A 21,489-nucleotide genomic window follows, 5' to 3' on the forward strand; every position below is an offset into this window, starting at 1 on the left:
TGCCGAGTAATGTCGGAGTAATCGTGTTCTCCGCCGTTCTCCGCCGCCGGCGATGAACATTCCATTACTCGCAGATGTGCCGGGCACGGACGTCGCGGTCACGCGACGCCCACCAATGTGCCAAGGGCGCGCACCTCGTCCAGCAGAGCGGCCTGCCGCAGGCTGCCCTCGGTGACCTCCGCCGGGGCGGCCCCGAGGCGTACGGCCGCCGCGAACGCGGTGACCGTGGCGGCCACCTGGTCCTCGGCCGGCAACGAGATCCGCCGCGGGCCCGAGCCGTCCTCCAGACAGACCGTCGGCCGGTGGTCGGCGGGCGGTGTGAAGGCCCGGTCCAGAGAGATACGCCCCTTGCTGCCGAGCAGTTCGTAGCCGCTCTGGTACCCGTGGTCCAGCCCGTAGGCGAGCTGGGCGCTCACCCCGTCGGGCGTGTCCAGCAGGATCGCGCCGGCGGTGTCCACCGCGTGGGGCGACGTACGGGCGGAGGTGGCGCCGACGACCCGCAACTCAGGTCCCAGGAAGTGCAGTGCCGCCCTGATCGGATAGACGCCCGTGTCCCACAGGGCTCCGCCACCGAGTTCGGGCCGGTGGCGGATGTCGTCGTCGGCCAGCCGGGGAACCGCGAACACCGCCCGCATCGACCGCACTTGACCGATGGCACCCTCCGCCACCATTCTCGCGACGGCCGCGTGCTGCGAGTGATGGACGAACATGACGTTCTCCATCAGCGCGAGCCCCCGCCGGCCGGCCGACTCGAACAGCCGGGCGGTGTGCCAGCCGTCCAGGGTCAGCGGCTTCTCGGCCAGGACGTGCTTGCCGGCCTCCAGCGCCGCCTCCACCCATCGGGCGTGCAGCGCCGCCGGCAGCGGTACGTACACGGCGTCGACGGTGCTGTCCTCCACCGCGTCGGTGTAGCTCCGCGCCGCACGGCAGCCGTACTGCTGGGCGACCTGCTCCGCCTTGGCCGGGTCCCGGCTCGCCACCACGGCCACCTCCACGTCCGGCGACGCGGCGAACGCGGGCAGCATCCGGCGCCGGGCGATGCCGGCGCACCCCAGCACGGCGACCCGGATCCTCGCGGTCACAGGCGTACCGTCCCCGAATTGAGCACGGACAGCAGGGTGCGGGCCTGGACGTTGACGTAATGACCGTGCCGCACCAGCGAGTTCATCTGGTCGGGGGTCAGCCACTGGTATCCGGGCGGGGGAGTGCGCGGCGCCTGCTCCTCGCCGGCTTCGACGAACAGATAGCGGCTCTCCGCGTTCAGGAAACGGCCGCCCTCCTCCGAGTGGACCTGGTCGTAGCGGACCGACGCCGGGTCGGCCCCGGCCACCAGGTCGAGGAAGGGCGGGCGGTCCTTGCCCGCCAGATGCCCGTAGTTGGCCGGGGTGTACTGGACCGTCGGGCCGAACTCGACCGTGTCGAGGAACCCGCCCTCCATCCTGGCGTGCGCCAGCAGGTGCGGGACCCCGCCGAACCGGCGTACGACGAACCCCGTGACCCCCAGGCCCACCGGCTCGAACAGCGGTTGGGTCCACCCGGTGACCTCGCGGCTGTCCGCCGACACCTTCACCGCCACCACCCGGAAGTAGCGGCCCTGAACGTGCCCCATGGAGTCCTCGCCGCGCACCCAGTCCATGACCTCGGACAGCGGGATCCGCCTCGCCCGCACATCGTGGCGGGCGCGCTCGCCGGTGAACCACGACAGCAACTCGGTGTCACTGAGCAGGGCTTGGCCGTCCTCGGGCGCGACGGGCGCGCACGCCAGGACCGTACGGGCGTCCATGTTGACCACGTTGTCCCGGCGCAGCAGCTCTCCGATCTGGCCCAGAGTCAGCCAGCAGAAGTCCTCGTGCACGGGGACGTCGTCGAAGGCCTCGACGAGCATGTTGCGGTTGGACTTCCGGAAGAACCACGAACCGTGCTCCGACTGGAGGACATCGGCGAGCACCCGGCCACGGTCCGGTCGGGTGAAGTACTCGATGTACTTCACGTCCGAACCGCGGTGCACCTTCGTGTAGTTGCTCCTGGTGGCCTGCACCGTCGGCGAGAGCTGGAGCAGATTGCGGTTGCCCGGCTCCATCTTCGCCTGCATCAGGAAGTGCAGGACACCGTCGAACTCCTTGACGAGGATCCCGAGGATCCCCACCTCCGGCTGCTTGATGATCGGCTGCTGCCAGTGGACGCCGCTCTGCGCCTCGGTGACGTCGAGCCCCTCCACCGAGAAGAAGCGGCCACTGCGGTGCACCAGATTGCCGGTGCTCTTCTCCGGCGCCCAGCCCTCCAGCGCGGCGAACGGGATGCGCTCCACCCGGAAATGGTGCGCCCTGTGCCGCTCGTCCAGCCAGGCGGAGAAATCCTCGGTGCGCAGCGAGGCGCCCGCCGACTTCCGCGCGGCGGAGTGCGCCATCCGCTGCCCCAGTGCCGTGTCCCGGCGGGGCCGCAGCGCCAACGCGGTGGTCATACCCGCGCCCCCACGAACTCCTTGACGGAGGCGATGACATAGTCGAGCATCTCGTCGGTCAGCCCCGGATAGACACCGACCCAGAACGTGTGCTCGGTGACGACATCGCTGTTGGTGAGGTCCCCGACCACCCGGTGCGGCTGGTTGAGGTAGGCGGGATGGCGGGTGAGGTTGCCGGCGAACAGCCGGCGGGTGCCTATCTTCCGGCCCTCCAGGAAGGCCACCAGCTCGGCCCTGCTGAACGGGGCCTCGGCGTCGACGGTGATGACGAAGCCGAACCAGCTGGGGTCGCTGCCGGGCGTGGGCTCGGGCAGCCGCAGATGCGGCACTCCGTCCAGCCCCTCCCGCAGCCTGCGCCAGTTGCGCTTGCGCGCGTCGATGAACGAGTCCAGCTTCGTCAGCTGGCTCAGCCCCAGCGCCGCCTGGAGATCCGTCGCCTTCAGGTTGTAGCCGACGTGCGAGAAGATGTACTTGTGGTCGTACCCCTCGGGCAGGGTGCCCATCTGGTACTCGAACCGCTTGAGGCACGTGTTGTTCTTGCCGGGCTCGCACCAGCAGTCCCGGCCCCAGTCGCGCAGCGACTCCACGATCCGGGCGAACTTCAGGTTCGACGTCAGCACACAGCCCCCCTCACCCATCGTCAGATGGTGGGCGGGATAGAAGCTGACAGTGGTGAAGTCGCCGAACGTCCCGGTGAGCCGTCCGTTGTACGTGGAGCCGACCGCGTCGCAGTTGTCCTCGATGAAGAACAGCCCCCGGTCCTCGGCGAGTTGGGCGATCTCCTCGACCTCGAAAGGGTTGCCGAGCGCGTGGGCGATCATGATGGCCTTGGTGCGCGGCCCGATCGCCTCCGCGACGCGGCTCGCCGTGGTGTTGTACGTCCCCAGCTCGATGTCGACGAAGACCGGCACAAGACCGTTCTGCACGATGGGGTTCACGGTCGTGGGGAACCCCGCCGCCACGGTGACGACCTCGTCGCCCGGGACGAGCCGGCGCTCCTCCAGGAGGTGCGAGGTGAGCGCGGACATCGCCAGCAGATTCGCCGAGGAGCCGGAGTTCGTCAGATGCGCCTTGCGCCGCCGCAGCCTGCGGGCGAACGCCGACTCGAACTTCCGTGAGCTGGGACCGGCGGCGATACGCAGCTCCAACGCGGCGTCGACCAGGGCCGCCCGGTCGTCCGCGTCGAGCACCGCGCCCGACGGCCAGATCTCGGTGACCCCCGGGACGAACCCGCCGTCCCCCTGGCTGTCCTGGTGGTACTTGCGTGTCTCGTCCAGGACCAGCGCCTTGTGGTCACTCATCTGCGGACCCCTTTCCGTGCTCATGACGGTGCTTGGACGCCTTCCACCAATGCGCGTTGTCGCGGTACCAGCCGACGGTCTCGGCCATGCCCTGCTCGAAGTCGACCAGCGGCTCGTAGCCGAGCTGCTCACGGATCTTGGTCTCGTCCAGGGAGTAGCGCAGATCGTGCCCCTTGCGGTCGGGCACATGGCGGATCACGGACCGGTCGGCGCCGCACAGCCGGAGCAGCAGATCGGTGACCGCGATGTTCGTCTGTTCGTTGCCGCCGCCCACGTTGTAGATCTCGCCCGCCCCACCGCGCGTCAGGACCAGTTGGATGGCCCGGCAGTGGTCGTCGACGTGGAGCCATTCGCGGACGTTGAGCCCGTCCCCGTACAGCGGCAGTGGCTCGCCCTCCAGCAGATTGGTGATGAAGAGGGGGATGAGCTTCTCGGGATGCTGGTGAGGGCCGTAGTTGTTGGAGCAGCGTGTGATGGACAGATCGATTCCGTGGGTGCGCCAGTACGCGCGCGCCAGCAGGTCGGAGGCGGCTTTGGTGGCGGCGTAGGGGGAGTTGGGCAGGAGCGGGTGGCTCTCCGGCCACGAGCCCTCGGCGATGGTGCCGTACACCTCGTCCGTGGAGACGTGCACGACCCGCTCGACGCCGGTCTCCAGACAGGCGTCCAGGACGGTCTGGGTGCCGCCGACGTTGGTACGCACGAACTCCTCGGCCGACGCCAGGGACCGGTCGACGTGCGACTCGGCGGCGAAGTGCACGACGGCCTCATGACCGGGCAGCAACTCGCGCAGCAGCGCCAGGTCGCAGACGTCCCCCTCGACAAGTTCCAGCCGGGGGTGGCCCAGCGGGATGTTGGCGCGATTGCCGGCGTACGTCAGCTTGTCCAGGACGGTGACGTACGCGTCCTCGTAGCCCGGATACCCGCCGTTCAGCATGGTGCGGACATAGTGCGAGCCGATGAAACCGGCTCCGCCGGTGACCAGGACCCTCATGCGGCCACCTCCACCTGGGTGTGGTCGCCCACGACCAGACGGTGGTGGGCGTCGTCACGGGTGCTGGGCGCCACCGTGGCCGACCGCCCGATGAGCGAACCGTGCAGCCCCGGCACCTTCGTGATCAGCGCGCCGTCCATGACGATCGACTCGGTCAGCCTCGTGGCACGCAGCTCGCAGTCCCGTCCGACGGCGGTGCCGGGGCCGATGTGGCAGTCCTCGATCAGCGTGTTCTCACCGATGACGGCCGGCCCCTCGATCCGGGAGCGCACCACGCGTGCGCCCGCCTCGACGACGACGTTCCCGATCAGCTCGCTGGTGGCGTCGACCTCCCCGGTGACCCGCGGCTGCAAGGTGCCGAGCAGATACCGGTTGCACTCCAGGACGTCCTCGGCCCGGCCGGTGTCCTTCCAGTAGCCGACGTACTCACTGGCCGTCACGTCGGCGCCGTGGCTGAGCAGCCACTGGATGGCGTCGGTGATCTCCAGCTCGCCGCGGGCGCTGGGTTCGATGGCCGCGACCGCCTCGTGGATGGCGGGGGTGAAGAAGTACACGCCGATCAGGGCGAGGTCGCTGCGCGGTACCTCCGGCTTCTCCACCAGCCGCAGCACACTGCCGTCGGGGTTGAACTCGGCGACGCCGAACGCTCGGGGGTCGGAGACCTTGTGGACCACCACGTGCGCGTCGGAGCGCCGGGTCCGGAACTCCTCGGCCATGTCCACGACGCCGTCGGGGAGCATGTTGTCCCCCAGATACATGACGAAGTCGTCCGTGCCGAGGTAGGAGCGTCCGAGCGCCACACAGTGGGCCAGCCCGCGCGGCGCGTCCTGGCGCAGATAGGTCAGTTCGATGCCGAACCGGCCGCCGTCCCCGAGCTGTTCGCGGATGGCCGGCTCCCAGTCCCCGACGACAATCGCCGCTTCGGTCACCCCCAGGTCACGGATGTTCTCGAGAACGTGCTCGAGAACCGGTTTGTTCGCGATCGGTATGAGCTGTTTGGGCATGGAGTAGCTGAACGGACGCAGGCGTGTTCCTGCCCCGCCCGATAGCACAAGGGCCTTCACGACAGTGTTCTCCTCAGGGCTGCGAAGTGTGTGCCGATACGGCGTCGTGCCACGGGGTGAGCAGTCCTGCGGCAAGTGCCTCTTCGACGCTGGGTGCCTGTGCGTCCTTGGCGGACATCAGAGGCGGTTCCGAGAACCCCCAGGGAAGGGCGAGGCCGGAATCCAAGGGGTTGATGTCGATCTGTGTGCCGGGAGTGTGCGGGGTGGACAGGACGTAGCAGATGCACGCGTCGTCGGTGAGGGTCAGGAAGCCGTGTCCGACGCCTTCCGGGACATACACCGAGATCCCGGACGCGGCGTCGAGAAGGGTGACCTGGTGGCGGCCGAAGGTGGGCGACCCCACCCGCAGGTCGACGACGATGTCGCGCAGGGCGCCGCGCACGCAGGTCACGTACTTCGCCTGGCCCGGCGGGAGGGCGACCCCGTGAATGCCGCGCAGCGTATTGCGGCGCGAGGTCGAGTAGTTGATCTGCCGGGGAGTGAAGGGATGCCCGAGCACTTCCTCCAGTTCCGCCGTCCGCAGGGACTCGTGGAAGGATCCGCGCTCGTCCCGCAGCTGGTCCGGGGTGAAGATGTACGACCCCGGGACAGCGGATTCGGTCATACGCATCGGCGGGCCCGTTCTACTTCGGACCGGCGGCCGACTGCGCGTATTCGACCGCCTTGCCGAGCCTGCCGGCGACGGTCCGGACCTCCGCGTCGTCGAGCCCCTGGTGCAGGGGCAGCAGCAGGGTGGTCTCGGACGCCCGGTCGGTCATCGGCAGCTCCCGGCCGTCATGGCCGTAAACCGGGACCTTGTGCAGCGGCGGATAGCGCAGCGTCGTGTAGACGTCGTGCTCCAGGAGGTCGGAGGCGACCTGGTCCCGGACCTCCGGGTCGAGCTGGACCCAGTAGAAGTAGTGCGAACTGGAGTGCCCGGCGGGCAGCGGCGGGGGCAGCGTGATGCCGGGGGTGTCCGCGAGCAGCCGGTCGTACGTCCCGGCGATCTCACGGCGCCGTTCGACGAAGGACGGCAGCCGGCGCAGCTGGACACTTCCGATGGCCGCCGTGAGGTCGTTGCCGACGATACGGCGGCCGAACGCCCGCACGTTCAGATCCCACCAGCGGCTCGACACACGCGCCGCGGCGAAACCACTGGACTGTTCGAGCCCGTGATACGTGTGGCTGCGCGCCCTGCGGGCCAGTTCGGGATCACGTACGTACAGCATCCCGCCGTCCCCGGTGACGAGGACCTTCATGGAGTCGAAGCTCCACATCGCGATGTCGCCGAACGTCCCGCACTTCTTGCCGTCCACGTCCGAGGCCACGGCGCAGGCCGCGTCCTCGATCAGGGTGACGCCCCGGTCGCGGCACAGGTCCGCGATGGCGGCGATGTCCCCCGGCTGACCGCCGTAGTGCAGGACCAGGACGGCCTTGGTGCGCGGGGTCAGCGCCCGCTCGATGTCGGCGGCCGACGGATTGAGCGTACGGGGGTCCACATCGCAGAACACCGTACGGGCACCGGTCGCCGCGATGGCGTTCCCCGCCGCGACGAAGCTCATCGAGGGCAGCACCACCTCGTCACCGGGACCGAGTTCGAGGAGTTCCGTCGAGAGGAACAGCCCCGCGGTGGCGGAGTTGATGAAGATGGTGTTCTCGGCGGGCACCCCGAGGTGCTCCGCGAATTCCGCCTCGAACGCCTTGGTGCGCGGGCCGTGTCCCAGCCAGTTGCTGCTGAACACTTCCGCGACGGCGGCGAGTTCCTCGTCGCCCAGACTCGGCTGAAAGACATTGATCATCCGACTGACCGCTCCCATCGGGTGCCTTGGAACTCCCGGCGCCGAACCGGCACGCAGCACACAAACGGAGAATTCCTGTCCGTGTCGGGCGGGAGAACGCCGCAGCCCAAATTCGGCTGTGCTTATTTCGACGTCTCCAGGACAGTACTTGGGGCACACACACCGCTCGCCCACTGACAAGTAACCACGCCGATTGGCCACGGGCCCCGGAATGAATTACTTCGCGGAAACGACGACTTCCCCCGTTCTCCCTTTCTCGGGAGCCCAGGGGAAGCCGCCTGCCGATGAATCAGATGTGGCGCCGGTATCGCGCGGTGAGTCCTTCGAGAACCGGCACGGTGTCGTACGGGGACGGAGTGGCGAGCAGATCCTGATGGATGTCGGCGGCGCCCCTGCGGAACGCCGGCTCGGTCAGGACACGGTCGATGATCTTCTGCATGTCGGCGGCGGAGTGCTCCTCGCGCCTGATCACCAGGCCCGCACCGGACTCGGCCACGAACCGGGCGCTGATCGGGCCCTCCATACCCTGGTAGTTGTCCATGGCGACGATCTGCGGAATGTTCGCCGCGGCGGCGGCGCACATCGTGCCGTAACCACCGTGGTGAATCAACGCCGAGCAGGTCGGGAGAAGCTGGGCGAGAGGCACGTAGTCGACCGTGCGCACATTGTCGGGAACGTGGTCGATGCCCTCCAACTGCGCCTGGTTCAACGTCGCCACCACTTCGATGTCCAGCTCCCCGACCGCCTGAAGCAGCCGGCTGATGAGCTGTTCGCTGTCCTTGGAGAAGACCCGGATGGACGCGCCGAGGGAGAGGGCCACCCGGGGGCGCTCCGGCTTCGCGTACAGCCACGGCGGCAGCACGTCGGCGCCCGAGTAGGGCACCCAGCGCATGGGCACCGTGCGCAGCTCGGACGGCAGCCGGAGGCGGGTGGGCAGCGGGTCGACGGTCCACTGGCCGTTGAGCAGCTCGTCGTCGACCTCGAACCCGTACCGTTCGGCCATCGGCCGTACGGAGGCGATCTGCTGTTCCTCGTCCACCGGCGCGTCGCCCAGCTGCTTCGAGCGCTCGGTGTGACGGTCCCTGGCCCAGGTGAAGTGGTCGAGACCCCACATGAACCGGGCGTGCGCCGCGCCGCTGGCACGGGCGGCCACGGAGGAGGACGGCATCGTCGGGTCCCAGAGCACCAGGTCGGGCTGCCAGCCGCGGCAGAACCGGACCAGTTCGTCCAGCAGCGGCTGGGGGTCCTGGGCCGTGACGTCCACGGGGTGGAAGTCCCGGATCGCGGGCAGCATGTAGTCGCGGTGGAACCGCCAGGCGTGCTGGTCGGCCGGGTCGATGGCCAGCATCCGTGTGACGCGGTCCAGGACACGTGTCGTCTCCGGCGTCGGAGGCTTGCCCGCGCCGAGCGGTGGGGGAAGCGTGCTCTCGTCGCCCAGTGAGACCGCCGTCAGACCCACCGAGTTGACGGCGGGCGCGACGGCGGGATGAGAGGCCACGCACACCTCGTGCCCCGCGGCTTGGAGGGCCCAGGCCAGTGGCACGATCGGATAGACGTGGGCCGTCGCCGGCCAGATGGTGAACAGGACACGCATGGGGTCTCCAGAGGGCGCGAGGATGTACGGCGACCTGCCCGGACAGGCACGTTCGGCGTGCTGTGGGGCGCTGCGCGCGTCGTTATCCGGATACGAGAGTGATCGCCTCGGTGGGGCAGCACTCGATGAGGTCCTTCAGCGCGGTGATGTCGTCGGTGTCGTCCAACTCGCCCTTGAGGACGACGGCGTGACCGTCGTCCGACAGCTGGAACAGCTCCGGATTCGTGATGGCGCACAGCCCGCCACCACCGCAGACGGTGCGGTCGATCTTCAACTTCGCGGTCATCGCTGTCTCCTGCCGGCTCAGTGGGACGAGCGGGTGCCGAGATCGACGGGGAGCGAGACGAGGCCGCGCAGCAGCCAGTTCTCCGCGTAGGTGACCTCGTCGCGGGGGATGGCCAGGGACAGTTCGGGGAAGCGCTCGAAGATCGCGGGAATCGCGATCCCGGCCTCCAGCCGGGCGAGGGCCGCCCCGAGGCAGTTGTGCAGGCCGTGCCCGAGGCCGAGGTGGCGCGGCCCGTTCCGGGTCAGGTCCAGCCGGTCGGGATCCGTGAATCGGTCGGGGTCGCGGTTGGCCGACTGAAGCGCGGCGACGACGGGGGCGCCGGCCGGCAGCTTCGTGCCCTTGAAGTCCATGTCCTCCTTGGCGAAACGGAACACGCCCACGCACAGGGCGCCTTCGTAGCGGAGGAACTCCTCGACGGCCGTCGCCTGGATCTCGGGCCACTTCGGCAGCAGACGCCGCTGGTCGGGGTGGTCGAACAGGGCGAGGACCGAGGAACCGATCAGATTCCGGGTGGTGTCGAGACCGGCCATGATCATCAGGGCGAGCATGGCGACGAGTTCGTCCTCGCTGAAGCGCTCGTCACCGTCGCGCGCCTCGATGAAGCTCGACATCAGGTCGTCCCCGAGCTTCGACCGCTTCTCGATGATGAGCGTGCGCCCGTAGCCGGCGATCTCCTCGAACGCCTGCTGCACGTTGTCCTTGTTGTCGTCCGGGTGGAACGCGCGCTCGATCGCGTCGAGCATCTCGTTGTACTGGCTCAGCGGAATTCCGAGAATCTCTCCCATGACGGCCGCGGGAATGGAGCTCGCGTACTCCACGACGTCGGGACTCTGCTGCTTCTCCAGCCGGTCGAGCTCCGCCTGGACGATACGTTCCGTGGGCTGCCGCCACTGCGCGGTCCGGCGCGGGGTGAACGACCCCATGGCCAGTTTGCGAATACGGGTGTGGTCCGGCGGGTCGAGCACGGTCATGATGCGGGAGACGACCGTGTCGGCCCCGAGTATCATGCCGGACTCTTTGAACTCGGAACTCCCGTGCACAGGAGCGAAGTTGCTGAACCGCGGATCCGCGAGGACGGCCTGTACGTCGTCGAACCGCGACACGATCCAGGTGCGTATGTCACCGACGGGGAACCGGAACTCGTGAATGGGCGAGTTCTCGCGCAGCCACGCGAAAGCCTTGTACTGATTCTGATAGTACTCGGGTGTGAAAAGCGAGGGGGTCGAGGAAGTCATCGAGAAATCTCCTGGGAGAGTCCGGGGGCCGGTGTCTGCTTTTGCCTCGAAGCCTTTGCGTTCGAACGTACACAGTGGGCCGGGGTGCGCAGTAATGGCTCGACCATTGCCTTCTCTCTCCCCGTCCCGTGCAGCCCACCGTCGGCCGGCCGGTGGGCTGCACGGGTGTACGCCTCAGGGAACCCGGACTACCGGGCCACCGCGCGGGAAGCCTCCTCCGCCGCCGCGAAGCCGCGCTCGATGGCGCCCTCGACGAATCCGCCCCACCCCGAGGCGATGTCACTGGTGGCGAAGGAGATACGGCCGTGCGGCTGCTGGACGGCACGCAGGAGCTTGCTCATGTGCCCCTGCTGCATCCAGGACCAGGCGCCCTGGGAGAACTCCTCCGTACCCCAGCGGGCCGATTTGACCGCCGTGACACGGGCCGCGGGAGCCAGGGTCTGGAGTGCGGCCTGCACCTGGGCCACATCACGGGTGTCCAGTTGCGCGCTGGAGCTGAAACCGGCCATGAGCAGCCCGTTGGAGGTCTGGGCCCAGGGAACGGCGGTCAGCAGCGGGTGGCCCTCCGGGGGCTGGGCGACGAACCGGCCCACGTCGCCCTGGACGTTCATCATGAACTTCTGACCCGTCGCGATGGACATGGTCTGCTGGGTGGCGGTCGTGTGCGGGACCGGCAGCCCGGGGGTGAACCGGATCGACTTCCACACGTTCACCGGCACCGCGACGACGACGGCGGACGCCGAGTAGGACTTGCCGGCCCGCGTGGTCACGGTGACGCCCGAACCGGTGTCGTGGACGGACCGGACGGGGGAGTTGAGCCGGAGTTCGGCCGACGAACTGTTCAGCATGGCCTGGAGGAGCGGGCCCATGCCGCCCTCGGGACGGAAGGTGTTCAGGCCGATGTAGCCCATGTAGCTGTAACCGCACAGAGCGTGCGTCTGGCACAGGTCGGCCAGCCCGCCGCGCGCGGCCCCGCCCTCGATGGCGGTGACCGGCGTGATCCAGTCCTCCTCCTCGGCCGACAGACGCAGCTGCTGAAGACGGTCCTGCAAGGTGAGCTTGTCCAGCTCCGTGACCAGGTCCTCACGGACGAAGGGCTGTTCGGGCTGCGGGAAGGCGTCCCTCGACCCGGCGACCAGGCGTTCGAACAGCTCGCCCTGGCGCCCGAAGGCCTCCTCCAGGGGGAACGACTTGAACTGTCCGGAACTCCGGAAGATGACCGAGTCCGGGGCCGGGTCCTCCAGGATCCGTATCCCGTGCCGTTTGATCTCGGCCTGGATCAGCGACTGCTTGGCGTCGACCCAGGTGCCGCCCATCTCCACCATGTGCCCCTGGAACGTGGAGGTCCAGGTGCGCCCGCCGATGCGATCGCGCGCTTCGAGCAACAAGGTCCTCTTGCCCGAAGCCTGTAGCTCACGCGCCGCCGTGACACCGGCGAAGCCCGCGCCGATGACGATCACGTCGAAGGGGGCGGCGTCCCCTCCCGAGCCGGCGGCGTTCGAGGTGGATATGCCCACCCCGGCGGCCGTGCCTATGCCGGTCAGTCCGGCGAGTTTGAGAAGTGTCCTGCGGCGCGGGGTGTATGCGTGCCTCTTACGGGGAAGGTTGCTCTCCGGTTGCATGTCGCTCCTGGCGCTGAGATTTTTCTGCTGGCTTGAATTCAGCCAGATGGGCGACCATCGCATGTCCATCGCTGAGTCATGCGCGGGCAACTGGACGGCAATCGGAGACCGGATGGCCCTGTTCCGGGCATGCGAAAAGGGGCCGCCGGTGAACTGGCGGCCCCTCTTGTATTGCTCAGACGGCTGTGCGTGCCGGGATGCTCAGCCCTTGGGGTTCTTGATCCCCTCGATCAGCCGGGCGAGGCTTTCCGGGCCGTGACCCGCTTCGACCTGACGGTCGATCAGCTCCGCGACGGGCTTCATGACATCGGTCCCGATGCCCTGGTCCGTACTGATGTGGATGATGTGGTCCAGGCCGCCCTTGTTGAACTCCAGGCTCTGTACGTCGGTGGTGTAGTCGCCCTTGTCGATGAACTCCGCCTGGCCGGGCAGGAACGTGGTCATCGCCTTCAGCCACGGCACGGCCAGAGCGGTGAACTCCTTGGCCGTGACGCCTTCGGTGCCCACCAGCGCGGCACCGTGGAAGAAGCCCGCGAACATCGAGTACATCGACGCCAGCAGGCCCGTCTCCAGCAGCGACGCGCGGGCGGCGACGTCGCCGAGGTACGTCGAGGTGCCCAGCAGCTCCAGCGCCGCCTTGTGGCTCTCGAACACCGAGGACGAACCCGCGTACAGCAGCGACGCCTCTTCCGGGTTGCCGATCAGGTCCGGGGTGGCCATGATCGCCCCGCCGAGGAACTCGATGTTCTTCTCGGCCGCCCACGCGGAGGTCTCATTGGCCTCCGTGGGGGTGAGACTGGTCAGCATCAGCAGGCTGCGGCCGGCCAGTTGGTCGGTGACCGGGTCGAGGATCTCCTGGGCCGATGCCCGGTCCAGCACACAGACGACGACGAGCCCGCCGGCCTCGACGGCGTCGGCGGGGCTCTTCGCGAGGACCGCGCCCTTGGAGACCAGCGCGTCGGCCTTGGAGGCGGTTCGGTTCCAGACGGTCGTGGGGTGGCCGCCCCCGACGAAAGCCGCCGCCAGCGCCTGCCCCATAGAGCCGAGTCCGATGACGGTGACAGGTGTGGCCGCGGCGGGCCGGGGGGCGTGCTCGTTCATTTTCAACTCTCCATCATTCGTATGCGTTCGTACTTCGGCTGACCGGTCATCAGCTGCGCATGGGGGTCGGACCGGCAGCCGTGGCCCAGGGGTTGTATCAATCCTTCCGCCGACCTGACGGTCTGCCAAGTACTGACCTTGAAGTCACCACTTACCAAAAGGTAAGAGAAGGGGGCTCTTTCAAGTCGTCGGCGGTCGCGGGTGACAACTGTTCAGGAGGACTTTCTGAACTGCTCGATCATGGCCGCGTAACTGTCCTTGCCATGGCCCGCCGAGATCGCGCGGTCCGTCAGTTCCTTGACGAATGCGGGCAGTTCGACGGGAACGCCGGCCGCCTCGCTCTCGTGGATCAGATGGGCCATCGTGCCCCAGTGGGTGGTGATCGTCGCGTCGTGCGCGGGATAGGTGCCCTCGTCGATCTGCTCCGCGTAGGCGGACACGAAGTTGGTCACCGCCCCGATCCACTGGTTGGCCAGCGGAGAGAACGCCGTCGCCTTCACCCCCGCCGTCTCCAACAGCGCGGCCCCGTGCAGGAAGCTGTTGAGGACACCCCACATGATGCTGAGCAGAGCCACGTCGTAGAGCGACGCCAGTCCGTGGTCGGTACCGAGGTACGTGGCCGCGCCCAGGCGCGCGAGTGCGGCCTCATGGGCGTTGTACACGTCCTCGGAGCCGCCGTAGAGAAGCACCGCGTGCTCCGTGCCGATGACGGGCGGGATGGCCATGATGGCGCCGTCGAGATAGGAGACGCCCAGCCCGTCGGCCCAGTCGGCCGTCGCCCTGGCTTCCTCGGAGTGCCCCGACGTGAGGTTCACCAGGGTCTTGCCCGCGAGGGCGGAGCCGTAGGGCTCCAGAACCTCCCGCACCGCCTTGTAGTCGGTGAGGCACACGACCACCAGCGTGGCGGCGGCGACGGCCTCCCCGGGCGAGGGGGCGAGCGTCGCGCCCTTGGCGACGAGGCTGTCCGCCTTCTGCGGTGAGCGGTTCCACACCGTCGTGGCATGGCCGGCGCCGAGAAACGCGTCGGCCAGCGCCTGGCCCATGAGCCCCAGGCCGATGACCGCGACCGGAGTGCTGTCGTCGGTGGCCATCACGCCGCCCCGCCGGTCCGGGGCATTTCTGCCGATTCCTTTGAGGAGCTACCGGTTTCCGTTATGAGACTCATAAAGAAGGGCACCATCTTCTGTCGTCCGAGGGGCGCCGGTATGCGACGCTCCGCATGCGTGGTAAACCAGAAACTATCCGGACCGAAGGAATTCACTTCCCATCGTCCGGTAATCGGCGGGTCACCGGCCGCCCGGTGCAAAGCGATTCGAGGAGAGCGCTCCGCCCGCCCGGCGGCCGGACGCACGAAACCCCCTTGTCTCCGACGCCGTGGGCAACGGGGACAGGGGGGCGTCGGCGGGCGAGAGGTACGCCCTACTCCGGCAGAAGACCGCCGGCCACGGGCCGGTCTATGGCCATGAGCCAGCGGCCGTCCTCACCGCGGCGCAGGACGTCCGTGCAATTCCCCTCGATGTGCAGGGGCTTGCCGTCGGCGTCAGTGCCGTCGATGACGAACTTCACACCGATCAGCGTGACGTCCCCCGCGACATAGGAATGGGTGACCTCCGCCTGGAGCTTGGGCTTCGACGCGAGGAACTCCTTGAAGAACTCCCGGCGGGCCGCGCCGGTCAGCGGCTGCCCCGAGAAGTTGGAGATCGCGTCGTCGCGGTAGAGCTTGTCGAACAGTTCGCCGTCACCCGAGTTGAAGATCTGGAGAAAGATCTCGTTCTGGAGGTCGGTGTCGTCGGTCAGATCCGGATTTGCGCTGTCGAAGTCGACGGTAATGGCCATGGAAACGAGAACCCCCGGGGGTTTCGAAGGCTGAATTGGGTTGGAAGTGGGGCGTCTTGCGGGGTGGCGCCGCCGGCTACTCGCCGTACGGGTCGTCGATCGCGTAGCGCCACTTGCCGTCATCGCCCAGGCGCAGGACGTCGACGCCGACACCGGAGAGCGTTTCGGGGTTGCCGTCGTCGTCGGTGGTGTCGATGGACCAGTCGACGATCAGGAGCGCGGTGTCACCGGTGACGAAGGACTGCCGCGGTACGGCCGTCATTGTCGGTTTGGCGGCGAGGTACTTCTTCATCGAGTCGATCCGCGCCTGACCGGTGACAGGGACACCGGCGTCCCACACGGCGACCGCGTCCTCGGTGTACATCGCGTTGATCGCGTCCAGATCACCGGAGTTGAACGCCTCGACATACAGTGCGGTGTGCTTTTCCGCGTCGTTGGTGAGTTGCGTCATAGGGCTGTTCATCCCTTTCCCGCCCGGAATTATTTGACCTTTTGATGCCTCCGCAGGTTACCCAGGGGTCGGCAACTGGTTGCCCATCGTGGAGTAACGTGCGGGCCATCAATCGGGAGAGATTTTGGGATTACCGCTGCATTCTTGCACGGTCACTACTATCGATAACCCGGTCCAACATCCGTCGGCTTCTGTCCGTCTTTCGTGAAGAAAAATGGGGAAGGCAACGGATCGCGCCGTGATCCGCACACGTCACCGGCCCATGAGGAACAACAGCGGGGAGCTGAGCAACTTGGCGGGCGAGGAGCAACTTCGGGACTATCTCAAGCGGGCGATCACGGATGCCCGTGACGCACGCAGCCGGCTGCGCGAAGTTGAGGACGCGCAGCGGGAGCCGATCGCGATCGTCGGAATGGGCTGCCGGTTTCCGGGCGGTGTGACATCGCCCGCGGACCTGTGGGACCTGGTGGCCGACGGCGTCGACGCGGTTACTCCTTTCCCCGTCAATCGAGGCTGGGATCTCGACAACCTCTACGACCCCGATCCCAAACACGCCGGACACAGTTATGGCAAGGAGGGCGGTTTCCTCCATGACGCGGATCTGTTCGACGCGGAGTTCTTCGGGATGTCACCGAGGGAGTCCCTGACCACGGATCCCCAGCAGAGGCTGCTCCTGGAAACCGCGTGGGAGACCTTCGAGCGGGCCGGCATCGACCCGGAGTCGCTGCGCGGCAGCAACACCGGTGTGTTCACGGGCGTCATGTACAACGACTACGGCTCACGCCCCGGGCTGCCCGCCGAGAACGCCGAGGGCTATCTGTTCAGCGGCAGCGCGGGCAGCATCGCGTCGGGCCGTATCTCCTACACGTACGGGCTCGAAGGTCCGGCGGTGACGGTGGACACGGCGTGTTCGTCGTCGTTGGTCGCCCTGCATCTGGCGGCGAACGCCCTGCGCCGTGGCGAATGCGACCTGGCCATCGCGGGCGGCGCGACCGTCATGTCGACGCCCATCGCCTTTGTGGAGTTCTCGCGTCTGCGGGGTCTGGCCGCGGACGGCAGGTGCAAGGCGTTCGCGGCGGGTGCGGACGGGACGGGCTGGTCGGAGGGTGTGGGGCTGCTGCTGGTGGAGCGGCTGTCCGATGCCCGCCGTCTTGGGCACCGGGTTCTGGCCGTGGTGCGGGGGAGTGCGATCAATCAGGACGGTGCGTCGAACGGTCTGACGGCGCCGAACGGTCCGTCGCAGGAGCGGGTGATCCGTGGGGCGTTGGCCGATGCCGGGTTGGGTGCGGCCGATATCGACGCGGTGGAGGCGCATGGGACGGGTACGGCGCTGGGTGATCCGATCGAGGCGCAGGCGCTGCTCAACACGTACGGGCAGGAACGTCCCGGGGACGGGAGTCCGCTGTGGCTGGGGTCGTTGAAGTCGAACATCGGTCATGCGCAGGCCGCCGCCGGTGTGGGTGGTGTGATCAAGATGGTGGAGGCGATGCGGCACGGTGTGCTGCCGCGTACGTTGCATGTGGACGAGCCGTCGGGGCATGTCGACTGGGAGTCGGGCGCGGTTGAGCTGCTGACGCGGTCGCGTGAGTGGCCGGGGTCCGGCCGTCCGCGCCGCGCCGGCGTCTCCTCCTTCGGATTCGGCGGCACCAACGCCCACGTCATCATCGAAGAGGCACCGGACCAGGACACCGGGACGGACACCCCGGACCCCGCCGCCCCCTCCACGGGAGAATCCGGCGTCGGTACGGCGACGGTGCCGTGGCTGCTGTCGGCCCGCTCGGAGAACGCGCTGCGGGACCAGGCGCGGCGCCTGCTGACCGCTCTCGACGCACGGCCCGGCCTCTCCGCCTCCGATGTGGCCTACTCCCTGGCGGCCACACGCGGTATCCACGCCCACCGCGCCGCCGTGGTGGGCGGCGACCCGAGCCGGCTCCGCGAAGGGCTTGAGGCCGTGGCGGCAGGACTCGGATCGGCGGGGACGGTGACTGGCATGGCACGGCCCCGGTCCACGGCGTTTTTGTTTACGGGGCAGGGTGCGCAGCGGGTGGGGATGGGGCGGGAGTTGTATGGGGTGTTTCCGGTGTTTGCTGCGGCGTTTGATGAGGTGGTGGGGGAGTTGGATGGGTTTTTGGTGGAGCCGTTGGGTGTGACGGTGGGTTCGGGTGTGGGGTTGGGTGAGACGGTTAATGCGCAGGCGGCGTTGTTTGCGTTTGAGGTGGCGTTGTTTCGGTTGTTGGAGTCGTGGGGTGTGCGGGCGGATTTTGTGGTGGGTCATTCGGTGGGGGAGGTTGCTGCGGCGTTTGTGGCGGGGGTGTTGGGTCTGTCGGATGCGGTGGCGTTGGTGGCGGCTCGGGGTCGGTTGATGCAGTTGGCTCCGGGTGGTGGGGTGATGGTTGCGGTGCAGGCGGGTGAGGAGGAGGTGGTGGGTTTGGTTGGTGGTCGTGGTGGTGTGTCGGTGGCGGCGGTGAATTCGGCGTTGTCGACGGTGATTTCGGGTGATGTTGGTGTGGTGGGTGAGGTGGCGGGTGTGTTGGCGGGGCGGGGGCGGAAGGTGAGTGAGTTGAGTGTGAGTCATGCGTTCCACTCGGCGCATATGGATCCCATCCTCGACGAATTCCGCGAGGTCGCTTCCCGTCTCACCTATCACGAACCCCGTATCCCGGCGATCTCCACCGTCACCGGTCTGCCCGTCCGCAAGGGCGAATGGACCTCGCCCGATTACTGGGTGGAACAGATACGCCGGCCGGTGCGCTTCCTGGACGCGGTGCGTGCCGCGGAGGCCGAAGGTGCCACCGCCTTCCTGGAGTTGGGCCCGGACAGCGTCTGCGCGCCACTGGCCGCCGCCTCCCTGCACGAGGCGGGCGACACACCGATCGTGGCAGCGGCGCGCAAGGGGCACCCGGAACCACAGACCCTGCTGACCGCCCTGGCCACACTCTTCGTCAACGGCACCCCGGTGGACTGGCCCGCGTTCTTCGCCGGCACCGGCACCGGCACCGGCACCGGCACCGGCACCGGCGCTGGCGTCGGGACCGGCGCCCACCACGTCGACCTGCCCACCTACGCCTTCCAGCGCGAGCGCTACTGGCTCGAACCGGTGGCCGACATCTCGCACCCCACCCCCGGGACCGGACACCCGCTGCTCGGCGCTTCTCTCACCCTCGCGGACTCCGACGAGGTGCTGTTCAGCAGCCGCGTCTCTCTGCGTACCCACCCCTGGCTCGCACGTCACACCGTGTCCGGACAGCCCGTCGTAGGAGCCTCCGACCTGGTCGAACTGGCCGTGCGCGCCGGTGACGAGATCGGTGGCACCGCGCTGGAGGAACTGCGGCTCGAAGAGCCCCTCGTGCTGCCCGTGGACGGTGCCGTCCACCTCCAGGTCAGGCTGGGCGCGCCCGACGCGGGGCGACGCGGTCTGCTGGTGCACAGCCGTCCGGACACCGCCGACTCGCGGTCCTGGACGCTGCACGCGCGCGGCAGCTACGCGGTCGACGCCCCGGCGCCGACGAGCGGCCCGGGGAGCGCGTCGGCGTTCCACGGTGCCGTCCGCTCGACGCCCGAGCTGTCGGCGGAGACGGCGGGGGAGGCCTCCCTCTACACCCTCCACCCCGACCTGCTCGACCAGGCACTCGCCGCCCGTCCCGGCACGGCGCCCGAGGGCAGCGTCCTGGTCCCCGCCGTCTGGCGGGGCGTTCGCGTCCACTCCACCGGGGCCACCTCCGTACAGGCCGAGGTCGCCGAACTCGACGAGCACACGGTGAGCCTCCGGCTGACCGACGCGGCCGGCCGCCTGGTCGCCACCGTCGACTCCCTCACGTACGAGAGCGTTCCCCTGGAGAGGTTCCGCGCGCGGCAGGCCGACGACGGCGCGGCGCTCCTCAGGCTCGAATGGGCCCCGGCGGTCACATCGGACGCCCCTGTAGTGCGGTGGGGTGTGCTCGGCACCGGAGGACCGCGGACCACCGGCGGGGACGGCTCCGTCCGGCGGTACGAGGACGTGTCCGCCGCAGCTTCGGCCGGGTCCGTCGACGCCGTGGTCCTCCCGTGGACGACGGACGGTACGCAGCAGGGACCCGGCACCTCCCTGCACGAGCGCACCGCGCGCGCCCTCGATGTTCTTCGGCAGTGGCTCACCGATGACCGGCTCCTCGACACCCCGCTCGTCGTGGTGACCCGGAGCGCGATGGCCGTGCTCGACGGGGACGCGCCGGACCCGACGGAATCGGCGCTGTGGGGTCTGGTCCGTTCCGCGCAGTCGGAGGCACCGGACCGGATCGTCCTCGTGGACGCCGAGGGCGACCTCACCACGGACGAGCTGTCCCGGGCCCTGGCCACGTCGGAGTCTCAACTGGCTTTGCGTGACGGTCGGTTCTTCGTGCCCAGGCTGGGGCGGGTGCCGGCCGGTACGGGAGTGGGCACGGGGTCATGGGATCCGGCGGGGACCGTTCTTGTGACGGGCGGCACGGGGACGTTGGGCGCGCTGGTGGCGGGGCATCTCGTGCGGGTGCACGGGGTGCGCCGGTTGCTGCTGGTCAGCCGACGCGGTGCGTCGGCCGACGGGGCGGACGAGCTGGCGGCGGAGTTGAAGGAACTGGGCGCGGAGGTGACGTTCGCCGCCTGTGATGTCGGTGATCGTGACGCGCTCGCGGAGGTTCTGGAGGATGTTCCCGCCGAGCATCCCTTGACCGGCGTCGTACACACCGCCGGGGTCCTCGACAACAGCCTGCTGGAGACGATGACACCGAAGCAGCTCGGCGACGTACTGCGCCCGAAGGCGGACGCAGCCCTATATCTGCACGAACTGACCAAGGACGCGGACCTGTCGGCCTTCGTCCTGTTCTCCTCGACCGTCGGTGTCTTCGGCGGCCCGGGGCAGTCGAACTACGCGGCGGCCAATGCCTTCCTCGACGGCCTCGCCCAGTACCGGCGGGCACAGGGCCTGCCCGGCACCTCACTTGCCTGGGGACTGTGGGAAGACGGCGGCATCAACGCCCACCTCGACACCAAGGAGCTGGACCGCTTCGTCCGGGGCGGCCTCCGGCCCATGACACATGAGGAGGGCCTCGCACTGTTCGACCGGGCCCTCCTCCAGGACACGGCCGCCCTGGTGTCCACACCGTTGAGCCCCGCGTACGTCCGTGCCGACGACCAGGTCCTGCCCCTGCTCCGTACCCTGGCCGGCCGCGCTCCGGACCGGCGCGCGGCACAGTCACAGGCAGCCTCCCCGACGTCCGCGAGGTGGCCGGACGGCGCATCGGCCGTCGAGCGGGAACAGTGGGCGCTGTCGCTGGTACGCACCGAGGTCGCCACCGTCCTCGGGCACACCACCGCGGACGCCGTCGCTCCCGAACGGCCCTTCCAGGAGCTGGGCTTCGACTCGATGACCGGTGTGGAACTGCGTAATCGGCTGAACGCCGCCACCGGAGTCGGGCTTCCCGCGACCGTGGTCTTCGACCACCCGACACCCGTGGCACTCGCGGCCCTGCTGCTGGAGCTGCTGACACCGGCCGACACGACCCTGCGGACGGTCCTCACCGGACTCGACGAACTGGAGGTCCTGGTGACCTCCGCCCCGCGCACCGCCGAGGAACACGCCGAGGTAACCGCCCGGCTCCAGGCCATGGTGGCGCGGCTGAACCGGACCGGGACGGCCACCACCGAATCCCCCGACACCGCGGAGACCCTCGAAACCGCGTCGGCGGACGACCTGTTCAGCTTCATCGACTCCCAGCTCGGCCGCTCCGCCCGCTGACAGCGGCCCACCGACAT

Annotated in this window: 16 protein-coding genes; 1 reads left to right on the forward strand and 15 read right to left on the reverse strand. The window is 68.6% G+C overall.

The genetic code is table 11. The features are described 5' to 3' along the window. Nucleotides 1–98 precede the first annotated feature (98 nt). The 15 genes from ACFYNU_RS34385 to ACFYNU_RS34455 form a co-directional block, all read right to left on the reverse strand. Nucleotides 99–1,082, reverse strand: a complete 984-nt coding sequence (locus ACFYNU_RS34385; protein WP_356596700.1) for a Gfo/Idh/MocA family oxidoreductase — start codon at nt 1,080–1,082, stop codon at nt 99–101. Further along, nucleotides 1,079–2,461: an NDP-hexose 2,3-dehydratase family protein gene (locus tag ACFYNU_RS34390; RefSeq protein ID WP_356596702.1), complete on the reverse strand. Its 1,383-nt coding sequence runs from the start codon at nt 2,459–2,461 to the stop codon at nt 1,079–1,081. Before ACFYNU_RS34390 ends, ACFYNU_RS34385 begins: the two co-directional genes overlap by 4 nt. Continuing rightward, nucleotides 2,458–3,762, reverse strand: a complete 1,305-nt coding sequence (gene rfbH / locus ACFYNU_RS34395) for a lipopolysaccharide biosynthesis protein RfbH (protein ID WP_356596704.1) — start codon at nt 3,760–3,762, stop codon at nt 2,458–2,460. Before rfbH ends, ACFYNU_RS34390 begins: the two co-directional genes overlap by 4 nt. Next, nucleotides 3,755–4,753, reverse strand: a complete 999-nt coding sequence (rfbB, locus tag ACFYNU_RS34400) for a dTDP-glucose 4,6-dehydratase (protein WP_356596706.1) — start codon at nt 4,751–4,753, stop codon at nt 3,755–3,757. The genes rfbH and rfbB overlap by 8 nt, the downstream gene beginning before the upstream one ends. Further along, nucleotides 4,750–5,817 carry a glucose-1-phosphate thymidylyltransferase gene (locus tag ACFYNU_RS34405; RefSeq protein WP_356596708.1) on the reverse strand — a complete coding sequence of 356 codons (1,068 nt, stop codon included), beginning with the start codon at nt 5,815–5,817 and terminating at the stop codon, nt 4,750–4,752. Before ACFYNU_RS34405 ends, rfbB begins: the two co-directional genes overlap by 4 nt. A 13-nt stretch (nt 5,818–5,830) precedes the next feature. Continuing rightward, nucleotides 5,831–6,427 carry a dTDP-4-dehydrorhamnose 3,5-epimerase gene (locus ACFYNU_RS34410; RefSeq protein ID WP_356596710.1) on the reverse strand — a complete coding sequence of 199 codons (597 nt, stop codon included), beginning with the start codon at nt 6,425–6,427 and terminating at the stop codon, nt 5,831–5,833. 13 nt (nt 6,428–6,440) lie between these two features. Further along, a complete protein-coding gene (locus tag ACFYNU_RS34415) occupies nt 6,441–7,595 on the reverse strand; it encodes a DegT/DnrJ/EryC1/StrS family aminotransferase (RefSeq protein WP_356596712.1) in 1,155 nt (384 codons plus the stop codon). A 289-nt stretch (nt 7,596–7,884) separates the two neighbouring features. Beyond that, nucleotides 7,885–9,189 carry a nucleotide disphospho-sugar-binding domain-containing protein gene (locus tag ACFYNU_RS34420; RefSeq protein ID WP_356596714.1) on the reverse strand — a complete coding sequence of 435 codons (1,305 nt, stop codon included), beginning with the start codon at nt 9,187–9,189 and terminating at the stop codon, nt 7,885–7,887. An 82-nt stretch (nt 9,190–9,271) separates the two neighbouring features. After that, nucleotides 9,272–9,475, reverse strand: a complete 204-nt coding sequence (locus tag ACFYNU_RS34425) for a ferredoxin (RefSeq protein ID WP_356596716.1) — start codon at nt 9,473–9,475, stop codon at nt 9,272–9,274. A gap of 17 nt (nt 9,476–9,492) precedes the next feature. Next, nucleotides 9,493–10,710, reverse strand: coding sequence for a cytochrome P450 (locus ACFYNU_RS34430; protein ID WP_356596718.1), 1,218 nt, complete (start codon nt 10,708–10,710; stop codon nt 9,493–9,495). Between the two features lie 188 nt (nt 10,711–10,898). Continuing rightward, nucleotides 10,899–12,332 (reverse strand): NAD(P)/FAD-dependent oxidoreductase, encoded by a 1,434-nt coding sequence (locus tag ACFYNU_RS34435; protein WP_356596720.1) that lies wholly within the window; start codon nt 12,330–12,332, stop codon nt 10,899–10,901. A gap of 201 nt (nt 12,333–12,533) precedes the next feature. Beyond that, entirely contained in the window at nt 12,534–13,433 is a 900-nt protein-coding gene (locus ACFYNU_RS34440; protein WP_356596722.1) for an NAD(P)-binding domain-containing protein, read from the reverse strand. 212 nt (nt 13,434–13,645) lie between these two features. Continuing rightward, entirely contained in the window at nt 13,646–14,524 is an 879-nt protein-coding gene (locus ACFYNU_RS34445) for an NAD(P)-binding domain-containing protein (protein WP_356596724.1), read from the reverse strand. Nucleotides 14,525–14,852: 328 nt separating this feature from the next. Continuing rightward, complete coding sequence (locus ACFYNU_RS34450) at nt 14,853–15,269, reverse strand: nuclear transport factor 2 family protein (protein WP_356596726.1); 417 nt, start codon at nt 15,267–15,269, stop codon at nt 14,853–14,855. A 76-nt stretch (nt 15,270–15,345) separates the two neighbouring features. Beyond that, nucleotides 15,346–15,720 carry a nuclear transport factor 2 family protein gene (locus ACFYNU_RS34455; protein WP_356596728.1) on the reverse strand — a complete coding sequence of 125 codons (375 nt, stop codon included), beginning with the start codon at nt 15,718–15,720 and terminating at the stop codon, nt 15,346–15,348. Nucleotides 15,721–15,958: 238 nt separating this feature from the next. On the opposite strand from ACFYNU_RS34455, the gene ACFYNU_RS34460 reads away from it, so the two are divergent. After that, nucleotides 15,959–21,472 (forward strand): SDR family NAD(P)-dependent oxidoreductase, encoded by a 5,514-nt coding sequence (locus ACFYNU_RS34460; RefSeq protein ID WP_388768348.1) that lies wholly within the window; start codon nt 15,959–15,961, stop codon nt 21,470–21,472. The last annotated feature ends 17 nt before the right edge of the window (nt 21,473–21,489 follow it).

The organism is Streptomyces sp. NPDC006643, from assembly GCF_042870175.1.
GTDB lineage: Bacteria > Actinomycetota > Actinomycetes > Streptomycetales > Streptomycetaceae > Streptomyces.

Bases quoted from the DNA above. Each gene is read 5' to 3' on its own strand.
- ACFYNU_RS34390 (WP_356596702.1), bottom strand. From the start codon at position 2,461: ATGACCACCGCGTTGGCGCTGCGGCCCCGCCGGGACACGGCACTGGGG.
- rfbH (WP_356596704.1), bottom strand. From the start codon at position 3,762: ATGAGTGACCACAAGGCGCTGGTCCTGGACGAGACACGCAAGTACCAC.
- rfbB (WP_356596706.1), bottom strand. From the start codon at position 4,753: ATGAGGGTCCTGGTCACCGGCGGAGCCGGTTTCATCGGCTCGCACTAT.
- ACFYNU_RS34410 (WP_356596710.1), bottom strand. From the start codon at position 6,427: ATGCGTATGACCGAATCCGCTGTCCCGGGGTCGTACATCTTCACCCCG.
- ACFYNU_RS34415 (WP_356596712.1), bottom strand. From the start codon at position 7,595: ATGATCAATGTCTTTCAGCCGAGTCTGGGCGACGAGGAACTCGCCGCC.
- ACFYNU_RS34420 (WP_356596714.1), bottom strand. From the start codon at position 9,189: ATGCGTGTCCTGTTCACCATCTGGCCGGCGACGGCCCACGTCTATCCG.
- ACFYNU_RS34425 (WP_356596716.1), bottom strand. From the start codon at position 9,475: ATGACCGCGAAGTTGAAGATCGACCGCACCGTCTGCGGTGGTGGCGGG.
- ACFYNU_RS34430 (WP_356596718.1), bottom strand. From the start codon at position 10,710: ATGACTTCCTCGACCCCCTCGCTTTTCACACCCGAGTACTATCAGAAT.
- ACFYNU_RS34435 (WP_356596720.1), bottom strand. From the start codon at position 12,332: ATGCAACCGGAGAGCAACCTTCCCCGTAAGAGGCACGCATACACCCCG.
- ACFYNU_RS34440 (WP_356596722.1), bottom strand. From the start codon at position 13,433: ATGAACGAGCACGCCCCCCGGCCCGCCGCGGCCACACCTGTCACCGTC.
- ACFYNU_RS34445 (WP_356596724.1), bottom strand. From the start codon at position 14,524: ATGGCCACCGACGACAGCACTCCGGTCGCGGTCATCGGCCTGGGGCTC.
- ACFYNU_RS34450 (WP_356596726.1), bottom strand. From the start codon at position 15,269: ATGGCCATTACCGTCGACTTCGACAGCGCAAATCCGGATCTGACCGAC.
- ACFYNU_RS34455 (WP_356596728.1), bottom strand. From the start codon at position 15,720: ATGACGCAACTCACCAACGACGCGGAAAAGCACACCGCACTGTATGTC.